General features: G+C 69.2%; 17 protein-coding genes. 9 read left to right on the forward strand and 8 right to left on the reverse strand.

The annotated features are described in order from the left end of the window. Positions 1-30: 30 nt before the first annotated feature. Both DYE23_RS14255 and DYE23_RS14260 read right to left on the reverse strand, forming a co-directional pair. Positions 31-693 (reverse strand): VldE C-terminal domain-containing protein, encoded by a 663-nt coding sequence (locus DYE23_RS14255; protein WP_011894316.1) that lies wholly within the window; start codon positions 691-693, stop codon positions 31-33. A gap of 110 nt (positions 694-803) precedes the next feature. Beyond that, complete coding sequence (locus tag DYE23_RS14260) at positions 804-1,649, reverse strand: hypothetical protein (RefSeq protein ID WP_013471721.1); 846 nt, start codon at positions 1,647-1,649, stop codon at positions 804-806. A 241-nt stretch (positions 1,650-1,890) separates the two neighbouring features. On the opposite strand from DYE23_RS14260, the gene DYE23_RS14265 reads away from it, so the two are divergent. The 5 genes from DYE23_RS14265 to katG all read left to right on the forward strand — a co-directional run bounded on the left by DYE23_RS14265 (position 1,891) and on the right by katG (position 9,536). Next, the gene (locus tag DYE23_RS14265) at positions 1,891-4,140 is read left to right on the forward strand and encodes an NADP-dependent isocitrate dehydrogenase (protein WP_011894314.1); all 2,250 of its coding nucleotides are present in this window, start codon (positions 1,891-1,893) and stop codon (positions 4,138-4,140) included. Between the two features lie 147 nt (positions 4,141-4,287). Further along, positions 4,288-5,406 (forward strand): DUF7159 family protein, encoded by a 1,119-nt coding sequence (locus DYE23_RS14270; RefSeq protein ID WP_013471720.1) that lies wholly within the window; start codon positions 4,288-4,290, stop codon positions 5,404-5,406. A gap of 51 nt (positions 5,407-5,457) precedes the next feature. Then, the gene (locus tag DYE23_RS14275) at positions 5,458-6,786 is read left to right on the forward strand and encodes an acyltransferase family protein (RefSeq protein ID WP_115327456.1); all 1,329 of its coding nucleotides are present in this window, start codon (positions 5,458-5,460) and stop codon (positions 6,784-6,786) included. A gap of 32 nt (positions 6,787-6,818) precedes the next feature. Then, complete coding sequence (locus DYE23_RS14280; protein WP_013471718.1) at positions 6,819-7,256, forward strand: Fur family transcriptional regulator; 438 nt, start codon at positions 6,819-6,821, stop codon at positions 7,254-7,256. Between the two features lie 33 nt (positions 7,257-7,289). Then, positions 7,290-9,536 (forward strand): catalase/peroxidase HPI, encoded by a 2,247-nt coding sequence (gene katG / locus DYE23_RS14285; protein WP_115327457.1) that lies wholly within the window; start codon positions 7,290-7,292, stop codon positions 9,534-9,536. 10 nt (positions 9,537-9,546) lie between these two features. Here katG and DYE23_RS14290 read toward each other — a convergent pair whose 3' ends face one another. Continuing rightward, on the reverse strand, positions 9,547-10,305 hold the full coding sequence (locus DYE23_RS14290; RefSeq protein WP_172527774.1) for an STAS domain-containing protein: 759 nt from the start codon (positions 10,303-10,305) through the stop codon (positions 9,547-9,549). A gap of 166 nt (positions 10,306-10,471) precedes the next feature. On the opposite strand from DYE23_RS14290, the gene DYE23_RS14295 reads away from it, so the two are divergent. Continuing rightward, the gene (locus DYE23_RS14295) at positions 10,472-11,689 is read left to right on the forward strand and encodes a glycosyltransferase (RefSeq protein WP_235660582.1); all 1,218 of its coding nucleotides are present in this window, start codon (positions 10,472-10,474) and stop codon (positions 11,687-11,689) included. Here the strand turns inward: DYE23_RS14295 and phoU are convergent. From phoU to DYE23_RS14315, 4 genes are all read right to left on the reverse strand, one after another. Next, positions 11,608-12,300 (reverse strand): phosphate signaling complex protein PhoU, encoded by a 693-nt coding sequence (gene phoU, locus DYE23_RS14300; protein ID WP_115327459.1) that lies wholly within the window; start codon positions 12,298-12,300, stop codon positions 11,608-11,610. The two genes, DYE23_RS14295 and phoU, sit on opposite strands and share 82 nt — an antisense overlap. A 161-nt stretch (positions 12,301-12,461) precedes the next feature. After that, the gene (locus DYE23_RS14305; protein WP_115327460.1) at positions 12,462-13,100 is read right to left on the reverse strand and encodes a PAS and ANTAR domain-containing protein; all 639 of its coding nucleotides are present in this window, start codon (positions 13,098-13,100) and stop codon (positions 12,462-12,464) included. 81 nt (positions 13,101-13,181) lie between these two features. Further along, positions 13,182-15,329, reverse strand: a complete 2,148-nt coding sequence (locus DYE23_RS14310; RefSeq protein WP_011894305.1) for a catalase — start codon at positions 15,327-15,329, stop codon at positions 13,182-13,184. Between the two features lie 66 nt (positions 15,330-15,395). Beyond that, a complete protein-coding gene (locus DYE23_RS14315) occupies positions 15,396-17,180 on the reverse strand; it encodes a thiamine pyrophosphate-requiring protein (RefSeq protein ID WP_115328966.1) in 1,785 nt (594 codons plus the stop codon). 65 nt (positions 17,181-17,245) lie between these two features. On the opposite strand from DYE23_RS14315, the gene DYE23_RS14320 reads away from it, so the two are divergent. Together DYE23_RS14320 and DYE23_RS14325 are read left to right on the forward strand one after the other, a co-directional pair. Continuing rightward, positions 17,246-19,609 carry a Tex family protein gene (locus tag DYE23_RS14320; protein WP_115327461.1) on the forward strand — a complete coding sequence of 788 codons (2,364 nt, stop codon included), beginning with the start codon at positions 17,246-17,248 and terminating at the stop codon, positions 19,607-19,609. Beyond that, the gene (locus DYE23_RS14325) at positions 19,606-20,265 is read left to right on the forward strand and encodes a sensor domain-containing protein (protein ID WP_011894302.1); all 660 of its coding nucleotides are present in this window, start codon (positions 19,606-19,608) and stop codon (positions 20,263-20,265) included. Before DYE23_RS14320 ends, DYE23_RS14325 begins: the two co-directional genes overlap by 4 nt. Before the next feature lie 21 nt (positions 20,266-20,286). Here the strand turns inward: DYE23_RS14325 and eat are convergent, their stop codons facing one another. Further along, positions 20,287-21,696 (reverse strand): ethanolamine permease, encoded by a 1,410-nt coding sequence (eat, locus tag DYE23_RS14330; protein ID WP_011894301.1) that lies wholly within the window; start codon positions 21,694-21,696, stop codon positions 20,287-20,289. Between the two features lie 224 nt (positions 21,697-21,920). On the opposite strand from eat, the gene DYE23_RS14335 reads away from it, so the two are divergent. Beyond that, a complete protein-coding gene (locus tag DYE23_RS14335) occupies positions 21,921-22,817 on the forward strand; it encodes a DUF7159 family protein (RefSeq protein ID WP_011894300.1) in 897 nt (298 codons plus the stop codon). Positions 22,818-22,826 lie beyond the last annotated feature (9 nt).

Consider the following 22,826-nt stretch of genomic DNA (forward strand, 5'->3'; position numbering starts at 1 on the left):
CGGCCTGATCGCCGCCTCCGGCGGCAGTGGTCAGCGCTTCATCGAGGCGATGTAATACGTTTCGCGCCCCGTCGGGTAGCCGCCGCCGTCGGTGGCGATGTGGACGTGGTCGAAATGGTTCAGCGTCTCGGAGCCGTAGTCGGCGGTCCAACTCGGCGCGCCGATGCCCGGGTAGAAGCCCTGGCGCCAGATCACGTGGATGACACCCATGCGTTCGGCGTTGGCCAGCGCGTAGCCGGCGATCTGGTTGCCGAGCGCGATACCGGCCTCGCTGTTGTGGTTCGGGATCATCACGTCGATCGCCAGGCCATTCGGATGCCACTTCAGCGCGTCCTGCCGGTAGCCGCCGATCGTCGTGATCTCCGGGAACATCGTGGCGATCGCGCGGGCCACCCAGATGGTGTGCACCTGCAGCCCGCCCTCGGGGGTGATCCCCTTGGGGAGTGGGAAATCGAAGACGCGGGCGTCGGCCGGTGGGGCGGCGGCGTTGGCGGCCAGCAGTTCGGCCTCCGTGGGCGCCGGGGCCGATGCGGTCTCAGGGGCGCGCGACGTCGCCTGCGCGGCTTCCGGCACGGAGTGCGGAGCGCGCGGCGATTCGGGGTGCTGGGCATAGACCATCGCGGCGGACAGGGCCACGGAGACGGCGACGGCCAGCCACCGTCCTCTGCCGTTGCCCAACAGGTTCCTGCCCACGAGAGAGCACCTTAATCTCCGCGGAGAGACGCAGACGGCAAACGCGCCGAATGTGCCGACGGGCGGCCGGTATTGACGCCAATCGCAGTTTCACGGGCCGCCGGGCACCCTCAGAAGGTCTGCACCTTCGCGGCGCTGACGATGGCGCCGTGGCCGGTCCTGTCGTTGGTGAAGCGCATGCCGGCCGGCGACGACACGATCGTCCACCCGAGCGCGCGGTACGTGCGATCGCCGAGTGTCTGCGGTGCGGCGGCGCCGAGGTTGCCGTCGACCCAGGATCCGGTGCCGTCGGCGTTGATGCGCACCCCGTGATAGGGCCCGCTGCCGTCGAGGTGTTGCTGCCAGTTGGTGCCCTCGGTCTCACAGCCCACATAGGTCGTGTCCACGAGGCACTGGGTGTCTCCGCCGGCGGTCTGCACCACGACGTAGCCGTAGGCGTTGGGCGGGATCACCTCGATGTCACCGGAGGGCACCGTCGCAGGCAGCTCAGCCGTGGGACGCGACAGCGTCGGCGATTCGTAGGCCGCCAGGGTGAAGCCGTACCGCGTGAGCGGTTCGAGATCGGAGGCTTCCCCCGACGGCGTCCAGATCGCGAGCGGCCGGTCGTCGACCACCGCGTGCGCGACGTACACCGACGGTTGCCACGACAACATCGAACTCATCGACGGCTCGGACTCGAACCGGTCGAAGTTGACGACGCCGTCGCCGTCGTGGGGGACGCAGGTGCTGCCCTCGACGGTGTGGCGGGTCTCGGAGACGGTGGTGACGTCGTCGCGGCAGATCGCCGCTTGCCAGTCGTCGAGCGATCCCGTCAGCGCGGGTGCGGTGGCCGCGGCGTGCGCCGAGGTCTCGTGCGCCGGCGCCGACGAGCAGCCCGCCGCGGCGAGGACGATCATCAGTGCGGCGGCGCCGCACCGCAGGGGTGTCGCCACCGCGACTGGGAGGCCGTCGGACATCGCATTCCTCTTTTCCCGCCGACAGCGTCGACGCGTGCTCGGAACGGAAATGTAGCGACGGTCTTTTCGCCCGCGTCAATGACTCGCCGCGGGTTGGCCGATCCGTGATCAGAGCGTGTCGCTGGGCACCGACCCAGCGGGCCGACCCGGCGTGGAGGCACTTCGGTACGCTGCGCCTGAAGGGTGGCGCGCTCCACAAGAGCGACCGCCGCATCGACCGAAACACACCCGGGAGACCAACATGAGCGCCGAGCAGCCGTCCATCATCTACACGCTGACCGACGAGGCGCCGCTGCTTGCGACCTATGCGTTCCTTCCGGTGGTCCGGACCTTCGCCTCGGCGGCCGGCATCGACGTCAAGTCCACCGACATCTCCGTCGCCGCCCGCATCCTCGCCGAGTTCAGCGACCGGCTCACCGATGAGCAGAAGGTGACCGACAACTTGGCCGAGCTCGGCGAGCTGACCCAGCTCCCGGAAACCAACATCATCAAGCTGCCCAACATCAGCGCCTCGGTGCCCCAGTTGCTCGCCGCCATCAAGGAACTCAAGGCCAAGGGCTATGACCTGCCGGACTGGGTCGGCGAACCGAAGAACGACGAGGAACGCGAGATCAAGGAGCGCTACTCCAAGGTCCTCGGCAGCGCGGTGAACCCCGTTCTGCGCCAGGGCAACTCGGACCGCCGGGCACCCAAGGCGGTCAAGGAGTACGCCCGCAAGCACCCGCACAGCATGGGGGAGTGGTCGCAGGCCTCGCGCACCCACGTCGCGACGATGAAGACCGGCGACTTCTACCACGGCGAGAAGTCGATGACCGTCGACAAGGACCGCAAGGTCAAGATGGTGCTGACGACAGAACGTCCAGATGGGTCGAGCGAGACCCAGGTGCTCAAGCCCGAGGTGTCCCTCGACGAGGGTGACGTCATCGACAGCATGTTCATGAGCAAGAAGGCGCTCGTGGAGTTCTACGAAGAGCAGATCGAGGACGCCTACAAGACCGGCGTGATGTTCTCGCTGCACGTCAAGGCGACCATGATGAAGGTCAGCCACCCGATCGTGTTCGGCCACGCGGTCAAGGTCTTCTACAAAGACGCCTTCGAGAAGCACGGCAAGCTCTTCAAAGAGCTCGGCGTCAACGTCAACAACGGCATGTCCGACCTCTACGACAAGATCGAGTCGCTGCCCGCCTCGCAGCGCGAGGAGATCATCGAGGACATTCACCGCTGCCACGAGCACCGTCCCGAGCTGGCGATGGTCGATTCCGCGCGCGGCATCACCAACTTCCACTCACCGTCCGACGTGATCGTCGATGCGTCGATGCCGGCGATGATCCGGCTCGGCGGCAAGATGTACGGCGCCGACGGGCGCACCAAGGACACCAAGGCCGTCAACCCGGAGTCCACGTTCTCCCGCATCTACCAGGAGATCATCAATTTCTGTAAGACCCACGGCCAGTTCGATCCGACCACGATGGGCACCGTGCCCAACGTCGGCCTGATGGCGATGAAGGCCGAGGAGTACGGCAGCCACGACAAGACCTTCGAGATCACCGAGGACGGCGTCGCCGACATCGTCGACATCGAGACCGGCGAGGTGCTGCTGAGCCAGAACGTCGAAGAGGGCGACATCTGGCGGATGCCGATCGTCAAGGACGCCGCGATCCGGGACTGGGTCAAGCTCGCCGTCAACCGGGCCCGGCAGTCCGGGATGACCACGGTGTTCTGGCTCGACGACGAGCGCCCGCACGAGAACGAGCTGCGCAAGAAGGTCAAGACCTACCTCAAGGAAGAGGACACCGACGGCCTGGAGATCACGATCCTGCCGCAGGTGTGGGCCATGCGGTACACGCTGGAACGGGTGATCCGCGGCCAGGACACCATCGCGGTGACCGGCAACATCCTGCGCGACTACCTGACCGACCTGTTCCCCATCCTCGAGCTCGGCACCAGCGCGAAGATGCTCTCGATCGTCCCCCTGATGGCCGGCGGCGGCATGTACGAGACCGGCGCCGGCGGCTCGGCCCCCAAGCACGTCAGCCAGCTGCTGGAGGAGAACCACCTGCGCTGGGATTCACTGGGTGAATTCCTGGCGCTCGGCGCGTCCTTCGAGGACATGGGCGCCAAGGCCGGCAACAAGAAGGCCGAGCTGCTGGGCAAGACGCTCGATTCGGCCATCGGCAAGCTGCTCGACAACAACAAGAGCCCGTCGCGCAAGGCGGGCGAACTCGACAACCGCGGCAGCCAGTTCTATCTCGCGATGTACTGGGCGCAGGAACTCGCCGAGCAGACCGACGACAAAGAGCTGGCCGAGCACTTCGCACCGCTGGCCAAGACCCTCGCCGAGAACGAAGAGACGATCGTCGAAGAGTTCAACAAGGTGCAGGGCGAGTCCGTCGACATCGGGGGTTACTACTACCCGGATCCGGAGAAGACGACCGCTGTCATGCGGCCGAGCAGCACCTTCAACGAGGCGCTGGAGTCGGCGCGGAGTTAGAGTTCGGGGCACGGGGTTTCGTGGCTTTCGCCGCGGAATCAATTCGGAATTCGCATTCCGGCCAGAAATCGGTCGTGATTTCCGCGTAACATTCCGCGCGGACACGCCGATTACAAGCCATCAACCGGCCGTCGTCTGGGAGTGACTATGCGCGTGGTATTGGGATTGTCAGTGACCGCCGGCAGTGCTGTGTGGGTTCTCGTCGACACCTACGACGGCAGCATCATCGCCGACGAGGTGGTGGCGCTGGACTCCACGCACGAGATCGCTCGGGCGGCGGCGCGCAGCGTGCAGGACTACGCCACGCAGAGCAGTCGCGACATCGACGGCGTCCGGCTGGTCTGGGATGACGAAGCCCGGCACGAGGGCATCCGGCTGCGGACCAAGCTGCGGCTCTTCGGCTTCGAGGTGATCGAGACCGTCAGCGAGGAGGCCGCCCGCGAGGGGCGCAACCGCACCGCGCGCCATATCGCGCCGCACATGGTGCTGGCCTACGGCGCCGCGCGCGCCGATCTCGACGACGCCTCCGACAAGGGGGTGCTGCGCCGGCTGACCGAGAAGGTCCCCGCCCGCGACCTCGCGGACCGCGGCGCCGGGGCGCCGGCGCTCACCGACCGCTTCGCCTCGGCCCGCATCGCGGGCAGCGAAGCCGCGATGCGCGCCTCGGACCGGTGGCGTGACATCTCCTCACGCGTGCCGGGCGGCACCGTGGCCCGCGTGGCGGCCGGATTCTTCGCCGTCGCGGTGACCGGGGTCGTCGGATACGCCCTGCTCGGCTCGTCGACCTCGCACGAGGTGCCCCAGCCCGCCGTCGCCGAGGCCGTGGTGCCCCCGCCGCCGGTCGCGGTGCAGCCCGCACCGGTGATGATGCCCCCGGCGGCCGTCGTCGCCGATGCGCCGGCACCGGCCGCGGTTCCCGAGGTCGCCTCCGTGCCGGAGTACCTCCCGGAGCCCGAGTACACCGCGGTTCCCGAAACGGCCACCGAGGTCACCACCGACGTCGCGACCGAGGTCGCGACCGCGACCGCGGCCGAGGCCACCGACGTGCCCGCCACGACCGCGACGCCCGATCTCATCGGCACCGCACAGACCGTCGGCACCGGGACCGCAGAAGTGCCGGCCGCCACCGGCGAACCCCACCTGACCGGTCTCGGCCCGGCCGCAGGGCCGGCACCGCTGGCGCAGGCGACGCCGTCGGCCGTCGGCACTCCCGCCCCGCCGGCGCCGGCCGGTCCGGTCGGCGCACTCCTCGGCGCACTGCCCTGATCCGGTAGTACTACTCATGCCCCGGCGGGGACGGCGCGCCATGCTGGGCTGATGACCCAGTCCACGCGGGACCGCGCCGTCGACGTCATCCGCCCTGCAGCCCTCCTCGTCGTGATGTTCGGGCACTGCGCCCTGCTGCTGGCCACCATCGACTCCGGCGGTGTCCGCATCGCCAACCTGATCGGCGAGGTGCCGGCGGTCGCACCGGCGACCTGGGTGGTCCAGGTCATGCCGTTGTTCTTCCTTGCCGGAGGGGCCGCCGGGGTTCACAGCTATCGCCCCGGGACGCCCTGGGGCGCTTGGCTTTTCCGCCGCGCGCAGCGCCTCTGCCGACCCGTGTTCTGGTACCTGGCGGTGTGGGCGGCCGTTCTGGCGGCGGCACGGGTGGTCCTCGGCGCCGATTCCGCGGTCAGGCTCGGCGGCGAGAGCGTCGCACTGCTGTGGTTCCTCGGCGTCTACCTGGTCGCGCTCGCGTTCGTCCCCGCCCTGGTGCGGTTACGTTCCGGGTGCGCCGTGGCCGTGGTGCTCGCGGCGCTGGTCGTCGTCGCGGCGTCGACCGACGCACTGCGGTTCGCCACCGGTGACGCGGCGGCCGGGCTGACCAACTTCGTGATCGTGTGGCTCATCCCGGTCGTCATCGGGGTCGGCTACGCGCAGCGGCTCATCGGTCGGCGCGCCGCGGCCGTGGGTGCGGCGGCGGCCTTCACCGCCGCGTGGGCACTCGTCGTGTTCGGCCCCTACGAGGTTTCCCTGGTCGTCACCGGCGCCGAGCGGATCTCGAACGTCTCCCCGCCCACCCTGCTGCTGGCGATGCACTGCGTGTGGATGTCGTGTGTGTTCGTCGTCGCGGCCGCCGCGATCGGGAGGTGGGCCCGGCGTCCCCGGGTCTGGCGGGTGGTGGCGGCGGGCAACGCCGGTGCGATGACGCTGTACCTCTGGCACATCGTCGCCATCGCGATCGCCGCGTTCGGTCTGCACGCGGTGGGTCTGCAGGCCTACGACGTGGCGGCGCCCGACCTCTGGGCGCAGCTGCTGGTGCGTGCTCTGGTGTTCGCCGTCGTGATGCTGGTCCTGTTCCGGCTGCTCTCACCGCTGGAGCGCCGTCCGCTGCCGTGGTGGGACGAGGCCGTGACCGAGAGCGGGCCACGCGCGATCGGCGCCGGGGCCCTCGTCTGCGCCGCTGGGGTGGCCCTGGTGCTCACGGCGAAGTTCGGGCTGGGGGAGTCCGCGGGGTGGGCGGCATGCGCCGGGTTCGTCGCAGCCGTCGTCGCGGCACGGATCTGCGCCCGGGTGGCGCCCCGCGACCTCGGACCCGACGTTCGCTCCCCGTCTGAAAGTCCAGAAAACGAAAATCTCGAACACATCGCCCCAAATTCTTGATCCTGTCCAGAAAACAGGCCAGTATCGGAGTGATGACCGACGAACGCGACTTCTCCGACGTGCTCCGGTCGGCGGCATTGCGCGTCACCCGCCCCCGGATAGCCGTGTTGAGCGCGGTGGGCCAGCACCCCCACGCCGACACGGAGGTGATCATCCGCGCCGCTCGCCAAGAGCTGCCCGACATCTCCCGACAGACCGTCTACGACGCCTTAAATGCTCTGACCGCAACAGGTTTGGTCCGGCGTATCCAGCCGGCCGGTTCACTGGCCCGGTATGAGAGCCGCGTCGGGGACAACCACCACCACATCGTGTGCCGATCCTGCGGGGTGATCGCCGACGTCGACTGCGCGGTCGGAGACACACCCTGCCTGACGGCATCCGACGACCTCGGCTTCGAAGTCGATGAGGCCGAGGTCATCTACTGGGGCCTGTGCCCCGAATGCTCCACCACCGATGCACCAGCCCACTGAAACAACGATGTACGGAATACGAAAGGGAACACTATGACCGATACCTCCGATGCCCGCCCGCCTCATTCCGACGCCAAGACCGCCAGCAACAGCGAGTCCGAGAACCCGGCGATCGATTCCCCCGAACCGAAATCGCATGCTCCGCTGACCAATCGCGACTGGTGGCCCGAGCAGGTCGATGTGTCGGTGCTGCACAAGCAGAACGAGAAGGGCAACCCGTTCGGCGAGGACTTCGACTACGCCGCCGAGTTCGCCAAGCTCGACGTCGAGGCGTTCAAGGCCGACGTCATCGACCTGATCAGGACCTCGCAGGACTGGTGGCCCGCCGACTACGGCAACTACGCCGGCCTGTTCGTCCGGATGAGCTGGCACGCCGCGGGTACGTACCGCATCTTCGACGGCCGCGGCGGCGCCGGCCAGGGTTCGCAGCGCTTCGCCCCGCTCAACAGCTGGCCGGACAACGCCAACCTCGACAAGGCGCGCCGGCTGCTGTGGCCGATCAAGCAGAAGTACGGCAACAAGATCTCCTGGGCCGACCTGATCGCCTACGCCGGCAACGCCGCGCTGGAGCAGTCCGGGTTCAAGACGGCCGGTTTCGCATTCGGCCGCGAGGACATCTGGGAGCCTGAGGAGATGCTGTGGGGCCAGGAGGACACCTGGCTGGGCACCGACAAGCGCTACGGCGGCAGCAACGACGACAAGCGTGAGCTCGCCGAGCCGTTCGGCGCCACCACCATGGGCCTGATCTACGTCAACCCCGAAGGCCCCGAGGGCAAGCCGGATCCGCTGGCCGCCGCGCACGACATCCGCGAGACGTTCGGCCGCATGGCGATGAACGACGAGGAGACCGCGGCGCTGATCGTCGGCGGACACACCCTGGGCAAGACCCACGGTGCGGCCGACGTCAACGTCGGACCCGAGCCCGAGGGCGCCCCGATGGAACAGCAGGGCCTGGGCTGGAAGTGCCCGTTCGGCACCGGTAACGGCAACGACACCGTCACCAGCGGTCTCGAGGTCATCTGGACCGGCACCAACTCGCAGTGGAGCAACGCGTTCCTGGAGAACCTGTACGGCAACGAGTGGGAGCTGACCAAGAGCCCCGCCGGCGCCTGGCAGTTCGAGGCCAAGAACGCCGAGGCCACCATCCCGGATCCGTTCGGCGGACCGCCGCGCAAGCCCACCATGCTCGTGACCGACGTGGCGATGCGCGAGGATCCGATCTACGGCCAGATCACCCGGCGCTGGCTCGATCATCCCGAAGAGATGGACGAGGCGTTCGCCAAGGCCTGGTTCAAGCTGATGCACCGCGACATGGGGCCGGTCAGCCGCTACCTCGGACCGTGGGTTCCCGCGGAGCAGGAGATTTGGCAGGACCCGGTGCCGGCCGTCGACCACGCGCTGATCGACGAGTCCGACATCGCCGCACTCAAGAGTCAGGTGCTGCAGTCCGGTCTGTCGGTGCCCCAGCTGGTGAAGACCGCGTGGGCCTCGGCGGCGAGCTTCCGCGGCACCGACAAGCGCGGCGGCGCCAACGGTGCGCGCCTGCGGTTGGAGCCGCAGCGCAACTGGGAAGCCAACGAGCCGGCCGAGCTGGACAAGGTGCTGCCGGTGCTGGAGAAGATCCAGCAGGACTTCAACAGCACCGCGACCGGTGGCAAGAAGGTGTCGCTGGCCGACGTGATCGTGCTGGCCGGTTCGGCGGCGGTCGAGAAGGCGGCCAAGGACGGCGGCTACGAGATCACCGTGCACTTCGCGCCGGGGCGCACCGACGCCACGCAGGAGAGCACCGATGTCGAGTCGTTCGCAGTGCTCGAACCGCGCACCGACGGGTTCCGGAACTTCTTCCGGCCCGGCGACAAGAACCCGCTGGAGCAGCAGCTGGTCGAGCGGGCCTACCTGCTCGATCTGACCGCACCGGAACTGACGGCGCTGATCGGCGGACTCCGGGCTCTGGGCGCCAACCACGGCGGCAGCAAGCACGGCGTGTTCACCGACAAGCCGGGCGTGCTGAGCAACGACTTCTTCCTCAACCTGCTCGACATGCGCACGGAGTGGAAGCCGTCGGAACTCAGCGAGAACGTCTTCGACGGCAAGGACCGTGCCACCGGCGAGACCAAGTGGACGGCCACCGCCAACGATCTGGTGTTCGGCTCGAACTCGGTGCTGCGTGCACTGGCCGAGGTCTACGCCCAGGACGACAACCAGGGCAAGTTCGTCGAGGACTTCGTTGCGGCATGGGTCAAGGTCATGAACAACGACCGGTTCGACCTGAAGCAGTAGTGCCGGCGCTTCAGAACTGATTCTCCGGAGCGAGTAACGCCCACACCGTCTTTCCGGTCGTCGTCGGGGTGCATCCCCAGGCATGGCTCAGTGCCGTGACGATGGCGAGACCGGAGACGGTGTGGGCGCCGGTCCCCGGATCCTCCCGGCGTGCCGGGGGGATCCGGTTCTCGTCGCTGACCGCGACAGCGACGAAATCGCCCGCCGTCTCGACGATCAACGTCGGACGGCTCTCGGTGTGTTCGAGGACGTTCTCGACGAGCACCGTCGCCACGGTGCTCGCGGCCAGCGTCATGTCGGGGCGTCCCCACTCGGAGAGCCGCCGCGCCAGAACCTCTCGCATCACCTGCAGGCAGTCCGCGCCGGCGTCGAGTTCGACGTCGGCGCGTCGGCGCGTCCACGTCGGCGCCGCAACGCAGCGCGCGGCCGAGGTGTGGTCGGGGTGCAACCGCACGTGACGGGTGACCCCGTTGCGGGTGATCGCCGCGCGCCGGGCCGGCTCGTCGCACACCAGCAGGATCGGTACGTGCGGCCATCTGCGCACATGCCAGTGGGCGCTGGTGATCGCCTTCCACGCGCTCTCCGAAGGCGCCTCGAGCCCGCTGACGTCGACGATGACCGCATCCGGCTCCTCCAGGGCCGCCTTGATGATGCTGTCGCGCACCTCGTGGTACGTCGAACCGTCCAATGTCCCGGTGATCGTCAGCGCGGTGCCGCCACCGGGCCCCGGCGTCGCCGAGACCTGCACCGTACTGCTGCGCTCCACCATCGGCTGCGCAGGTACCCGCGCGTGCCGGGCGTCAACCGCGCGGGACCGATCCGTGCCGCGAACCACCTGAGACAACGGGCGAACAGTCGCGTATGCAGCGGTTTCGCCGACGTTCGATGCGGGCTCATCTGATCAGGACGACCGAGAGGACCGTATGAGGCTTGCAATGGTGGGTGACCTGTCCGGCGTCGGCGCGACCGACCGCGGGGGAGGTGGACGGTACGGAATAGCCGACCTGGCCCAGGCTCTCGCCCGTCGTGGCCACGAGGTGCGCGTCCACACCGCGCTCCCGCACCCGGCCGGCGTGCAGCCGACCGGGGTCGCCGTCGACCACGTCCCGGTGGCCACCGTGGCCGTCGAGACCTCCGCCGAGTTGATGCCGGCCATCGGCGAGATCTCCCGGCACCTGGTCGACGTCTGGCGTCGGGACACGCCCGACGTCGTGCACTGCCACGGCTGGGTCTACGGGATGGCGGCCCAGCTCGCCGCGAAGAAGACGCCCGTGCCGATCGTGCAGACGTTTCACGAGTTGTCGACCCCCGGGCGGCGGGAGTCGGCGGGAGGACAAGCCGCGACGGCGGCCAAGCTCGAGGCGTTGTTGGCGCGCAATGCGACAGCCCTGACCGCCGGATGTCACGACGACGTACAAACCCTGATCCGACTCGGATGCCCGCGCGCGAAGGTGTCGGTTCTCTCCGCCGGCGTGGAGGTCGACGACGCCGTCGAGATCGAGTCCCGGGGCGGCGACGTGCCGCCGCGCATCGTTGCCGTGGCCCGCGACTTCGGCGCCGAACAGGGCCTCGCGGACGTCGTCGCCGCGCTGCCGTCGCTGGGCGCCGCAGACCTGACACTGGTCGCAACGGACCCGACCGGGCCCGACGCCGGGCACCTCGGGGATGTCGCGCGCCGACTCCGGGTCGCCGACCGGGTCCGGATGATGCGCGGCGACGAATGCCCGGAGCTGGCGGCGCTGCTGCCGAGCGCCGACGTCGTCGTGCTGCCCGCCCGCTACGAACCGAGCTCTGAATTCGTCCTGCAGGCGATGGCCTGCGGTGCCCCGGTCGTCGCGTTCGCCGCCGGCGGGGCACGCGACGCCGTCATCGAGGACGTGACCGGACTGCTGGTCCAGCCGGGCGACGTCAACGCCCTCGGCCGTGCGGTGCGGACGGCGCTGAGCCAGCCGGTACTGCGGCAGGGCATGGGTCTGGCCGGCCGGTCCCGCGCACGGTCACGCTACAGCTGGGACCGCATCGCCACCGACGCCGAGGTCGCCTACCTGGCGGCGGCCGCACGGCACAGCGGTCAGGCGCCCGCCGGTGACCGGGGTCCCGGCACCCGCGGTTCGTTGGGGCCGCAGAGTTGCTCGCCGGTCACCCGGAAGTAGACGCGCCGGGCGATCTCCACCCCGTGGTCGGCGAACCGCTCGTAGAACCGACCCACCAGCACCAGATCCGCCGCGACCAACGGGCCGTGCTGCCAGTGCGGACCGATCAGCTGGGCGAACAACTCCCGGTGCAGGTCGTTCATCCGCTCGTCGCCGTCACAGACCTGCTGTGCCAACCCGGGGTCGCCGCTGTCCACGGTGCGCCTCACCAGGTCGCCGAGTTCGGTGGCGACCTGGGCCATGTCGGCGAACAGCGGGTAGACCTCGTCCGGAATCGCCCGCTCGGGCATTCTCTGCCGTGCGGTGCGCGCGATGTGCGCGGCCAGCCCGCCCATCCGATCCGCGTCGGCGGCGATGTAGAGCGCGGTCACGACGGTCCGCAGGTCGCGCGCGACCGGCGCCTGCAGGGCCAGCAGGCCGTAGGTGCGGTCCTGGACCGCGTTGCCGAGACGGGTCAGACGTTTGAGGTCGAACGTCACCCGGTCGGCGCTCTCCCGGTCCGCCTCCAACAGCGCGGTCGACGCTGTACGGACGAGTTCCGCCGCCCGCCCACACATGTCGGCGAGGTCGACGGACAGGGCGTCCAGGGACTGGTGGAATTCATTGCGCATGTTCTCTCATACTGTCGGGTTCCGAGGCCGTACCCATTCACCCGGCGCTCAAACGCACACGGCGTCGACGCCGATCCGGCGCACCCGTGCCCCCGGATTGCCCGTCGAAAGGTGTCCCACGACAGCGGTTTTCGAGCGAACGCGCAGGCGGCGCCCCGGCGCTACCCGTCGAGGTGCGCGGTCAGCAGGATGTGATCCACCCTCGCCCGGGACTCCGGGGACAGCGGGGCCGCCGACAGTTCGGCCACCAGCCGGTCGGCGATGTGGCGGAGCTTCGCGTTCGTCTCCTGGGACCGCCACTTCAGCACGTCGAAGGCCCGGTCGGCGCTCACCCCGTAGGCCATCCGGATCATCCCGACCGCCTGCTGGATCGTCGCCCGGTTCTCGTCGATGTTCGTCACATGCCTGCTCACCGACCTCTGCACGTCGGCGTGGAAGCCGTCGGTGATGTCCACGTAGAACCCCGTGGTGCCCACGACCTCGCCGGCGTCGTCGGTCAGGGTGTCACCCACGACGATCACGACTCGGGTCTTGCCGTGCGTGTCGATGATCCGGTGGCGCCCGGAGAACACCGCGCCCTCGCGGCGCGCCCGGTCGATGAGCTGCGCGACCGTCGCCTTGTCGTCGGGATGCTTGTGGGAGAGCACGAGCTCGGTGGTCGGCTCGACCGTTCCGGGCGCATACCCGTGCATCGCGGCGACGGCATCCGACCACACCCAGCGGTCGTCTGAGCGCAGATAGCTGAAACTTCCCACGCTTATCGCGCCGTCAGGGCCGACGGCGTCCCTGTCGCTGTCCACGATCGAATAATGGATCGCCCGGCCGCGCCGGGCAAACCCCGTTTCGCGCAGTGGCCGGGCGATCCCGAATACGAAAGCCCGCTACCCCTTGCGGGACCGTTTCGTCGTCTTCACCGACGCACTCACCGGCGGCACCGCCGAGGCCATCACCGCATCCGCGCGTTCCCACACCCGGTGCAGACCCAGCGCCGCGAGCAGTTCCGTCCCGAACGCGGTGCTGACATCCCCGGACGTCACGACGCCGGGATCCGAGAGGCTGATGCCCGCCGCCTCCAGCGCCGCGCTGCCGTTGCCCCACGCGCCCAACGGCTTACAGTGCCTGAGCATCTCGTGCAGCAGCACCACGGCCTTGATGTCGTGGCGCTGCAGCGCGCCGTCGGCGACCACGACCGCATCGAACTCGATGGAACGGGCGGTGTCGAATGTCCGCTCGACGATGACCGACCGGCGGCCCGACTTCAGGGTGCCGCCCACCGGCGCCGTCACCATCGGCACCACGCCCGCCTTGTCCATGGCCTTGATCAGCTTGGACACCCCGGCGAGATCGGAGTCCGCGTCGGCGATGATCGCCACCTTGCGGCCCGCGACGGGACCCGGGGTCGTGACGACCTGCGACAGCGCGGGGGAGAGGGTCACGTCCTTGGGCGGATTGCCCTTGGGCGCAGGAAGACCCAGGCCGGCGGCGACCTTGGCGCACAGATCGGCGTCGACGTTGGCGAGCACCTCGAGCTGGCGTTCCTTGATCGCCTGCTCGTAGCACTTGCCCAGCTCGAAGGTGAAGGCCTCGACGATGTGATCCTGCTCGATCGGTGTCAGCGAGCGGTAGAACATCGCCGGCTGGGTGAAGTGGTCGTCGAACGACGCGGGCGCGACCCTGCCGACCCGTCCCTCGACGGGCCGCGGGGTCTGCACGTAACCACCCTCGTCGGCGTCGGCGACCAGCGGTTCGCCCCCGTCGATGCTGTTGGGCAGGTAGGGCGCCTGCCCGGTGTGGATGGCGGTCTGATGCATGCCGTCGCGCAGCATGTCGTTGACCGGGCAGCGCGGCCGGTTGATGGGCAGCTGGTTGAAGTTGGGACCGCCGAGCCGGGTCAGCTGCGTATCGAGATAGGAGAACAACCGAGCCTGCAGCAGCGGATCGTTGGTGACCTCGATGCCCGGCACCAGGTTGCCGAGGTGGAACGCCACCTGCTCGGTCTCGGCGAAGTAGTTGGTGGGGTTTCGGTCGAGGGTGAGCTTGCCGATCAGCTGGACCGGGACGAGCTCCTCGGGGACGATCTTCGTCGGGTCGAGAAGGTCGATGCCCTCGAAGGTCTCGGTGCCGTCGTCGGGCATGACCTGAACGCCCAGTTCGTATTCCAGCGGTGCGCCGGCCTCGATGCCGTCGGCCATGTCGCGGCGGTGGAAGTCGGGATCGAACCCGGCGGCGAGCTGCGCCTCCTCCCACACCAGCGAATGGACGCCGGCGACGGGCTTCCAGTGGAACTTCACCAGGCTGGTCTCACCCTTGCGATTGACCAGCCGGAAGGTGTGGACGCCGAAGCCCTCCATCGTGCGGTAGGACCGCGGGATGCCGCGGTCGCTCATGTTCCAGAACACGTGGTGGGTGGCCTCGGTGTGCAGCGACACGAAGTCCCAGAAGGTGTCGTGCGCGGACTGCGCCTGCGGAATCTCGCGGTCCGGGTGCGGTTTCGCGGCGTGGACGACGTCGGGGAACTTGATGCCGTCCTGGATGAAGAACACCGGCATGTTGTTGCCGACCAGGTCGAACACACCCTCGTCGGTGTAGAACTTGACCGCGAAACCCCTGGTGTCCCGGACGGTGTCGGCGGACCCACGAGAGCCGAGCACGGTCGAGAACCGGCAGAACACGTCGGTCTTCGCGCCCTTCTTCGACAGGAACGCGGCTTTGGTGACCGATGCGGCGTTGCCGTAGGCCTCGAAGACGCCGTGCGCCGCAGCGCCCCTGGCGTGCACGACACGCTCCGGGATGCGCTCGTGATCGAAGTGGGTGATCTTCTCCCTGAGGTGGAAATCCTCCATCAGGGTCGGTCCGCGGCTGCCCGCCTTCAGCGAGTGGTCGGTGTCCGGAAGCCGCAGACCCTGCGCGGTGGTGAGATGCCGACCGGACTGCGACCGCGGATCCTGTTGCTCCTGAGTGTCTTTGGCCGCGCCTGTCGGACTGACGGCGGCGGGTGCGGACTGATCACGCTTGCGCGCAGCGGGCATTGATAACCTCCAGATCGGTGCTGTGGATGCTCGTCGTACCCGGCGTCGGGCGGTTCAAACTCACGGTCAGGACCGGGTGAACAGCTCGGCCGCCTTGGCCTTGATCGTCTGGTACGTCAGATGGCGTGCGGCGGGGTCACCCTTGGCGACCGCGCGGGCCATGTTCAGCATCTGGTCGAACGTGACGTGCGGCGGGATCGGCGGCACCTCCGGATCGCACCGCACATCCAGCAGCGTCGGGCCGGTCGCCGACAGCGCCCAGTCCCACGCCGCGCCGAGGTCCTCGGCCGAATCCACGGTCCTGGCCTCGACGCCCATCGCGCGGGCCACCTCCGCGTAGCTCACCGCGGGAAGGCTCTGGGACTCCTCGAACTTCGGCGATCCCCCCATCGCCCGCAGCTCCCACGTCACCTGGTTGAGATCCCCGTTGCCGAAGACACAGATGACGAACGGCAGGTCGTCCCATTCCCGGCGGTAGCGGGCGACGGTGAGCAGTTCGGCCAGACCGTTCATCTGCATCGCGCCGTCACCGACCAACGCGATGACGGGCCGGTCCGGATGGGCGAACTTGGCGCCGAGCGCATACGGCACCGCGCATCCCATCGTCGCCAGGGTTCCCGACACCGAGCCGCGCACCCCCTCGGTGAAGCGCACGCAGCGGGCGTACCACGTCGTCGAGGACCCCGAGTCGGCCGTGACGATCGCGTTGGCGGGCAACCGGTTCGACAGTTCCCAGGCCACCCGCATCGGGTTGACAGGGTTCGCGCTCAGCGTGCTCTGCTCCTCCAGCACCGACCACCAGCGCCGCACGTTCGCCTCGACGGTGTCGCGCCAGGCGGTGTCCGCCCGGCGCCGCAGATGTGGCTGCAGCGCGGCAAGGGTCGCCTTCGCGTCGGCGACGATGTTGAGCTCGGTCGGGTACCGCATCCCGATCGACGCGCCGTCGTCGTCGATCTGGACGGCCCGGGCCTGCCCGAACTCCGGCAGGAACTGCGTGTACGGGAAGTTCGAGCCGACGATGAGCAGAGTGTCGCAATCGCGCATCATCTCGTAGCTGGGTCTGGTGCCCAGCAGGCCGATGGACCCTGTCACGAACGGCAGGTCGTCGGGCAGGACGTCCTTGCCCAGCAACGCCTTTGCCACCCCCGCGCCGGTGACGTCGGCAACGCCCGCGATCTCGTCGTGAGCCCCGCGGGCGCCCTGGCCGATCAGGATCGCCACGCGCTCGCCGTCGTTGAGGATCTCCGCGGCACGGCGCACCTGCGCGTCGGACGGCGTGACCACGCCGACGACGTCGCCGGGGTCGCTGGACGGGACGTGTTTGAACTGGTGCTCTGGCGGCGTGTACTCCTCCTCCTGCAGATCCGACGGCACGATGACGACCGTCGGCGCGCGCCGGGACCGGGCCGTGCGGATCGCCCGGTCCAGCGCGGACGGCAGCTGGGCGGATGCGTTGATCTCGACGACGTAGACGGCGACGTCGCCGAACAGCGCTTGCAGGTCGACCTCCTGCTGGTAACTGCCGCCCATCGCCGTGCGCGCGGTCTGCCCGATGATGGCCACCACCGGCACGTGGTCGAGCTTCGCGTCATAGAGACCGTTGAGCAGGTGGATGGCGCCCGGGCCGGACGTGGCGAGGCAGACGCCGACCTCGCCGGAGAACTTCGCGTACCCGACCGCGGCAAACGCCGCCATCTCCTCGTGGCGGGTCTGTACGAACATCGGGTCGTCGTCGGCCCGCCCGAGCGCGGACACCAGGCCGTTGATCCCGTCTCCGGGGTAGCCGAAGATGTGGGTCACGTTCCATTGACGTAGGCGGTCCAGGATGAAGTCGGCCACATCGGTGCTCATGGTCATCGCTGCTACCCCGGAGTCGTTACCTCAAACTGTCCGACCGATTGGGTAGGGTTCCGCGGGTGATCACGTCCGGCGCAGTCAAGTCTGGCCCAGCCAAATCCGACGCAGTGAAATCCGTAACCGCCCGTCTCGCTGAGGAACTGGCTGTCGCCGAAGCCCAGGTCGCGGCCGCAGTGCGACTGCTCGACGAGGGCGCCACGGTGCCGTTCATCGCCCGCTACCGCAAAGAGGTCACCGGCAGCCTGGACGACGGTCAGCTCCGGACACTCGAGGAACGGCTCGGCTATCTGCGCGAGCTCGACGACCGGCGCAACGCGGTGCTCGCCTCGATCAACGAGCAGGGCAAGCTCACCGCCGAGCTCACCGCGGCGCTGATGGCCGCCGACACCAAGGCCAGGGTCGAGGACATCTACCTGCCGTACAAGCCGAAGCGGCGGACCAAGGCGCAGATCGCCCGGGAGGCGGGGCTGCAACCGCTGGCCGAACGCCTGCTGGCCGACCCGTCCGTGGTGCCCGAGGAGGCGGCGGCCGAGTTCACCTCCGCCGAGGTCGCCGACACCGCCGCGGCCCTCGACGGCGCACGGCACATCGTCGTCGAACGGGCCGCCGAAGACGCCGAGCTGGTCGGCGCCCTGCGCGAGCGGTTCTGGGAGAACGCGTCGGCGCGCACCCGGCCGGCGTCCGACGCCGCCGCGGCCTCGGAGAAGGGGCAAAAGTTCCGGGACTACTTCGACCACACCGAACCGCTGTCGTCGATGCCGTCGCACCGGGTGCTCGCCGTGCTGCGCGGTGAGAAGGAGCAGGTGCTGTCCCTGGCGCTCGACGGGGGAGAGGACGACACCTACCGGGCGATGATCGCGTCGGCGCTCGGTGTGGACCTGACCGCCGGAGCCGCCGCCACCCCGTGGCTGGCCGCCACCGTCGGCTTCGCGTGGCGCACCAGGCTCTCGGTGTCGGCGTCGGTGGACGCGCGGGTGCGGCTGCGGTTGCGGGCCGAGGCCGACGCGGTGACGGTGTTCGCCAGGAACCTCAAGGACCTCCTGCTCGCGGCACCGGCCGGCAACCGGACCACCCTCGGCCTCGACCCGGGGTTCCGCACCGGCGTCAAGGTGGCCGTCGTCGACGGCACCGGCAAGGTCCTCGACACGTGCGCGATCTACCCGCACCAACCGCAGAAGCAGTGGGACACCGCCAAGGCGACGCTCGCCGCGCTGGTCGCCCGCCACGGGGTCGAGCTGATCGCCGTGGGCAACGGAACCGCGTCGCGCGAGACGGATGCGCTCGCCACCGAACTGATCGCCGACATCCGCGGCGCGGGCGGCACCGCACCGGCCAAGGCGATGGTCAGCGAGGCCGGCGCGTCGGTGTACTCGGCCTCGGCGTACGCCGCGCACGAACTGCCCGACCTGGATGTGACGCTGCGCGGCGCCGTGTCGATCGCCCGCAGGTTGCAGGACCCGCTGGCCGAGCTGGTCAAGATCGAGCCGAAGTCGATCGGTGTCGGCCAGTACCAGCACGACGTCACCCCCGGCATCCTTGCGAAGAGCCTGGGCGCCGTCGTCGAGGACGCGGTCAACGCCGTCGGCGTCGACCTGAACACCGCGTCGGTGCCGCTGCTGTCGCGTGTCTCGGGCATCACCGAATCGCTGGCCGAGGCGATCGTCGCGCACCGCGACCAGACGGGCCGTTTCCAGAACCGGCGCGCGCTGCTCGACGTTCCGCGGCTGGGCCCCAAGGCATTCGAGCAGTGCGCGGGATTCCTGCGCATCCGCGACGGCGACGACCCGCTCGATGCGTCCGGCGTCCACCCGGAGTCCTATCCGGTGGTCCGGCGCATCCTGGACCGCGCCAACGTGACGTTGACCGAGATCATCGGCGACGAGCGCGCACTGCGGGCACTCAAGCCCGCCGACTTCGCCGACGACACGTTCGGCATCCCGACCGTCACCGACATCCTCGGCGAACTGGAGAAGCCGGGCCGCGACCCCCGGCCCGCGTTCACCACCGCGACATTCGCGGCGGGCGTCGAGAAGGTGGCCGACCTCAAGGCCGGGATGATCCTCGAGGGTGTGGTCACCAACGTCGCCGCGTTCGGCGCGTTCGTCGACGTCGGGGTGCACCAGGACGGGCTCGTGCACGTCTCCGCGATGGCCGACCGCTACGTCTCCGATCCGCACGAGGTGGTGCGCTCGGGTCAGGTGGTCCGGGTGAAGGTCGTCGACGTCGACGTGGAACGTCAGCGCATCGGTCTGAGCATGCGGCTCAACGACGAGACCACGCCGCAGCGCGGCCCGCGCCGCAACGAACGGCCCCGCACGCCGCAGCGAAAGCAGCAGCGCCCCACCAACACCGGCGGCCGGGAGACCGGCAAGGCGGGCGGTTCCATGGCGCAGGCGCTACGGGACGCCGGCTTCGGACGATGACGATCGCGGCGCGGCGGCGTACGGCAGCGGCGGCATCGGCTGTCCTGTGTACCGCCGCGCTCCTCGCCGGCTGCACCCGCCTCGTCGACGATCCCCAGGCCCGCCCACAGGCACTCGCGGCCCCGATCACGGAGCTGCAGGTGGTCGATCTGCTCAGCCCCGAGGTGGTCGGCGAGGACGGCAACCTCTTCGTCGTCGCCGAACCGCAGCGGTGCGCCGGTCTCGCCCGCGAGGTCGATCCTCCGCTGATCGAGGCCGGCCGGCCGGTGGCCACCGACGGCGGTCACTGGACCAGTGAGGACGGGCGGTTCTACATCGAAGAGATGGTCGCCGTGTACCTCTCGGACTTCGACGCCGAGGGCGCGTTGCGGTCCGCCCGGGCCACCGTCGACGAGTGCCTCGGCAGCCGGCTGTCGGTGACCACGATGCGCGACCGCGTCTACGACTTCGAGGTCGCGCCCGGAGCCGAGGGACCCGACGGCAGCGTGCTGTGGTCGCTTCGCGCCGTCGACTGGAACTGCGACAACCTGTTCGTCGCGGCGTACAACGCGGCCGTCGAGATCACCACCTGCGGCGCCGCCCCCGGTTTCGACGTCGCGGCGCTCGCCGCCGACGCCCTCGAGCGGATCCGCCGGCTGGCAGACACCACGGCCTAAGCCGGGCGGATCAGCCGCCGCTCAGCGCAATTCGTCCTCGGCCGAGGCCAGCGCGGCGAACTCCTCGTCGGGGGAGTTCGCGACGAGATGGTGGCGGCTGTAGAGACCGAAATACGCCATGAACGCGGCGAACACCAGCAGGCAGCCCAGCGCGGCGACGTAGTCGACCAGGAACGTCGCGATCACTGCGAGCACGGCGATCACGAGCGCGAAACCCGTGGTGAACACGCCGCCGGGAGTACGGTACGGCCGGTGCATCTCGGGTGCCCGGCGGCGCAGCACGATATGGCTGACCATCATCAGCACATAGCTCACCGCGGCCCCGAACACCGCCATGTTCAGCAGCAACGCGCCCTGCCCGATCAGCGACAGGCAGAAGCCGATGACGCCGGGCACGAGCAGTGCCAGGGTCGGCGCCTTGCGCCTGTTGGTGACCGACAGGATCTTGGGCAGATACCCGGCGCGCGACAGCGCGAACAGCTGCCGGGAGTAGGCGTAGATGATCGAGAAGAAGCTTGCGATCAGGCCCGCCAGACCGATGTAGTTGACGACCGTGGCCCAGGTGCTGTCGCCGAGCGCCTCGACCAGCGGGTTGCCCGACTCCGACATCGCCGCGGCGCCCCCGGCGCCGGTGGTCAGCACCAGGACCGTCACGCAGGTGACGAGAAGTACCGCCATGCCGGCGATGATGCCCTTGGGCATGTTGCGTTCCGGTTCTTCGGCCTCCTCGGCGGCCAGCGGGACGCCTTCGATGGCGAGGAAGAACCAGATCGCGAACGGGATGGCCGCCCAGATGCCCAGCAGACCGAACGGCAGCAGCGGCGAGGCGCCCGCCGCGTCGGTGACGGCGATGTCGGTCAGGTTGGCGCTGTCGAACTGCGGGATCGCGGCGACGGCGAACACGACGATGCCGATCAAGGCGATCACCGTGATCACGAACATGACCTTGAGTGCCTCACCGACGCCCGCCAGGTGGATGCCGATGAACAGCGCGTAGGCGGCCAGGTAGACCCACCAGCCGTCGGTGATCCCGAACAGGTTCAGCGACTCGACGTAGGCGCCGATGAACGTCGCGATCGCCGCGGGCGCGATCGCGTACTCGATCAGAATGGCTGTGCCGGTGGCGAATCCGCCCCAGGGGCCCAGGGCGCGGCGCGCAAACGTGTAGCCGCCGCCGGCGGCGGGCAGCGCCGACGACATCTCGGCCATGCCCAGCACCATGGCCAGATACATCGCCGCGATGATCACCGCGGCGATCGCCAGACCGCCGAAGCCGCCCTGACCCAGACCGAAGTTCCACCCCGAGTAGTCGCCGGAGATCACGTAGCTGACACCGAGACCGGCGAGCAGGATCCAGCCGGCGGAGCCACTCTTGAGCTGACGCTTCTGCAGGTAGCTCTCGGATTCCCGGTGCTCTTCGACGCCTCGCATACGCATCTCCCTTCAGGACGTGATCCAGGACACTACGCCAGAGGGTGCGATCACCTGGAACGAAACTCCGACCCCGGTCGAACGGCCTCAGCGCGCTACGCCGAGCGAGAACGCCGGGACGGCGATACGCTCCTGCCGATCGGCCGGACAGCCCCACCGGTAACAACCGCACACAACTGTCCGATAGATCACACAGGTAACGACTGGAGAGAGAAGAGGTCGGCGTGGGTGTGGTGCTGGGGCTGTCACTGACCTCGATCGATGTCGCCTGGGTGCTGGTCGACGAGGCCGACGGCTCGGTGCTCGACCACGACGTGATCGATGTGCACGACGATCAGATCGCCGGTGCCGCCGCCCGCGGTGCGCACGCGATCGCCACCAACTCCGGATTCGACGTCGACCGCGTCCGCCTGACGTGGGACGAGGACGTCGCCTCCGACGGACGCACGCTGCGAACCCAGCTCGGCGACATGGGTTTCCCGGCGGTCGAGACGGTTCCGGTCGGCCGCGCGATAGTCGTGATGGTGCCCGCGGACCTCACGCCGGACCTCGCGCTGGCCTACGGCGCCGTGTTCGCCGAGATCGAATCGCAGAAGACCATCGCCTCGTCCTCCCGCCGCCGGGTGCGCGGCCTGACGCGCATGCGGCTCGGCGCAGCCGTCGTCGGCGCGGCTGCCGCGGCGGCATTCGGAGGGCTGCTGCTGACCTCCGGTTCCGCGACGCAGGTCGAACAGACCGCTGCCGTCATGGTGCCCGCCGCAGAAGCCGGCTGGGTCGCCGTCACCGTCCCCGCACCCGCCCACGGCCCGGCCACCGCCGGGTTCCGGGTGGTCGAACCGGACGAGGAGACCGTCGCCGAGAGCACGCAACCGGTCCGTCAGGTCCGTGCGGTGGCCCCTGCTCCCGCGGCCTCGGTGGTCACCGGTGTGCCGCACCTGCCCGAGGGCGTGCCGCACCTGGTCGACGCGGCGGCGGAAACCGCGGCGGCACCGGAGCCCACGCCGGCAGCCGTCGCCGACGGGCAGTCGCACCTTCCCGCCGACCTGCCGGACGTGTCGGTGGTGCACCTGCCCGACACCGAGATGACAGTTCCGGTGAATCTGTTCACTGCGCTGCCCTGACGGGTTAAC

Origin of the sequence: Mycolicibacterium gilvum (genome assembly GCF_900454025.1) — a bacterium.
In the GTDB taxonomy this organism is placed as follows: domain Bacteria; phylum Actinomycetota; class Actinomycetes; order Mycobacteriales; family Mycobacteriaceae; genus Mycobacterium; species Mycobacterium gilvum.

Coding starts and splice junctions, on each gene's coding strand:
- DYE23_RS14260 (WP_013471721.1), bottom strand. CDS start 1,649: ATGTCCGACGGCCTCCCAGTCGCGGTGGCGACACCCCTGCGGTGCGGC.
- DYE23_RS14265 (WP_011894314.1), top strand. CDS start 1,891: ATGAGCGCCGAGCAGCCGTCCATCATCTACACGCTGACCGACGAGGCG.
- DYE23_RS14270 (WP_013471720.1), top strand. CDS start 4,288: ATGCGCGTGGTATTGGGATTGTCAGTGACCGCCGGCAGTGCTGTGTGG.
- DYE23_RS14275 (WP_115327456.1), top strand. CDS start 5,458: ATGACCCAGTCCACGCGGGACCGCGCCGTCGACGTCATCCGCCCTGCA.
- DYE23_RS14280 (WP_013471718.1), top strand. CDS start 6,819: ATGACCGACGAACGCGACTTCTCCGACGTGCTCCGGTCGGCGGCATTG.
- katG (WP_115327457.1), top strand. CDS start 7,290: ATGACCGATACCTCCGATGCCCGCCCGCCTCATTCCGACGCCAAGACC.
- DYE23_RS14290 (WP_172527774.1), bottom strand. CDS start 10,305: ATGGTGGAGCGCAGCAGTACGGTGCAGGTCTCGGCGACGCCGGGGCCC.
- DYE23_RS14295 (WP_235660582.1), top strand. CDS start 10,472: ATGGTGGGTGACCTGTCCGGCGTCGGCGCGACCGACCGCGGGGGAGGT.
- phoU (WP_115327459.1), bottom strand. CDS start 12,300: ATGCGCAATGAATTCCACCAGTCCCTGGACGCCCTGTCCGTCGACCTC.
- DYE23_RS14310 (WP_011894305.1), bottom strand. CDS start 15,329: ATGCCCGCTGCGCGCAAGCGTGATCAGTCCGCACCCGCCGCCGTCAGT.
- DYE23_RS14315 (WP_115328966.1), bottom strand. CDS start 17,180: ATGAGCACCGATGTGGCCGACTTCATCCTGGACCGCCTACGTCAATGG.
- DYE23_RS14325 (WP_011894302.1), top strand. CDS start 19,606: ATGACGATCGCGGCGCGGCGGCGTACGGCAGCGGCGGCATCGGCTGTC.
- eat (WP_011894301.1), bottom strand. CDS start 21,696: ATGCGAGGCGTCGAAGAGCACCGGGAATCCGAGAGCTACCTGCAGAAG.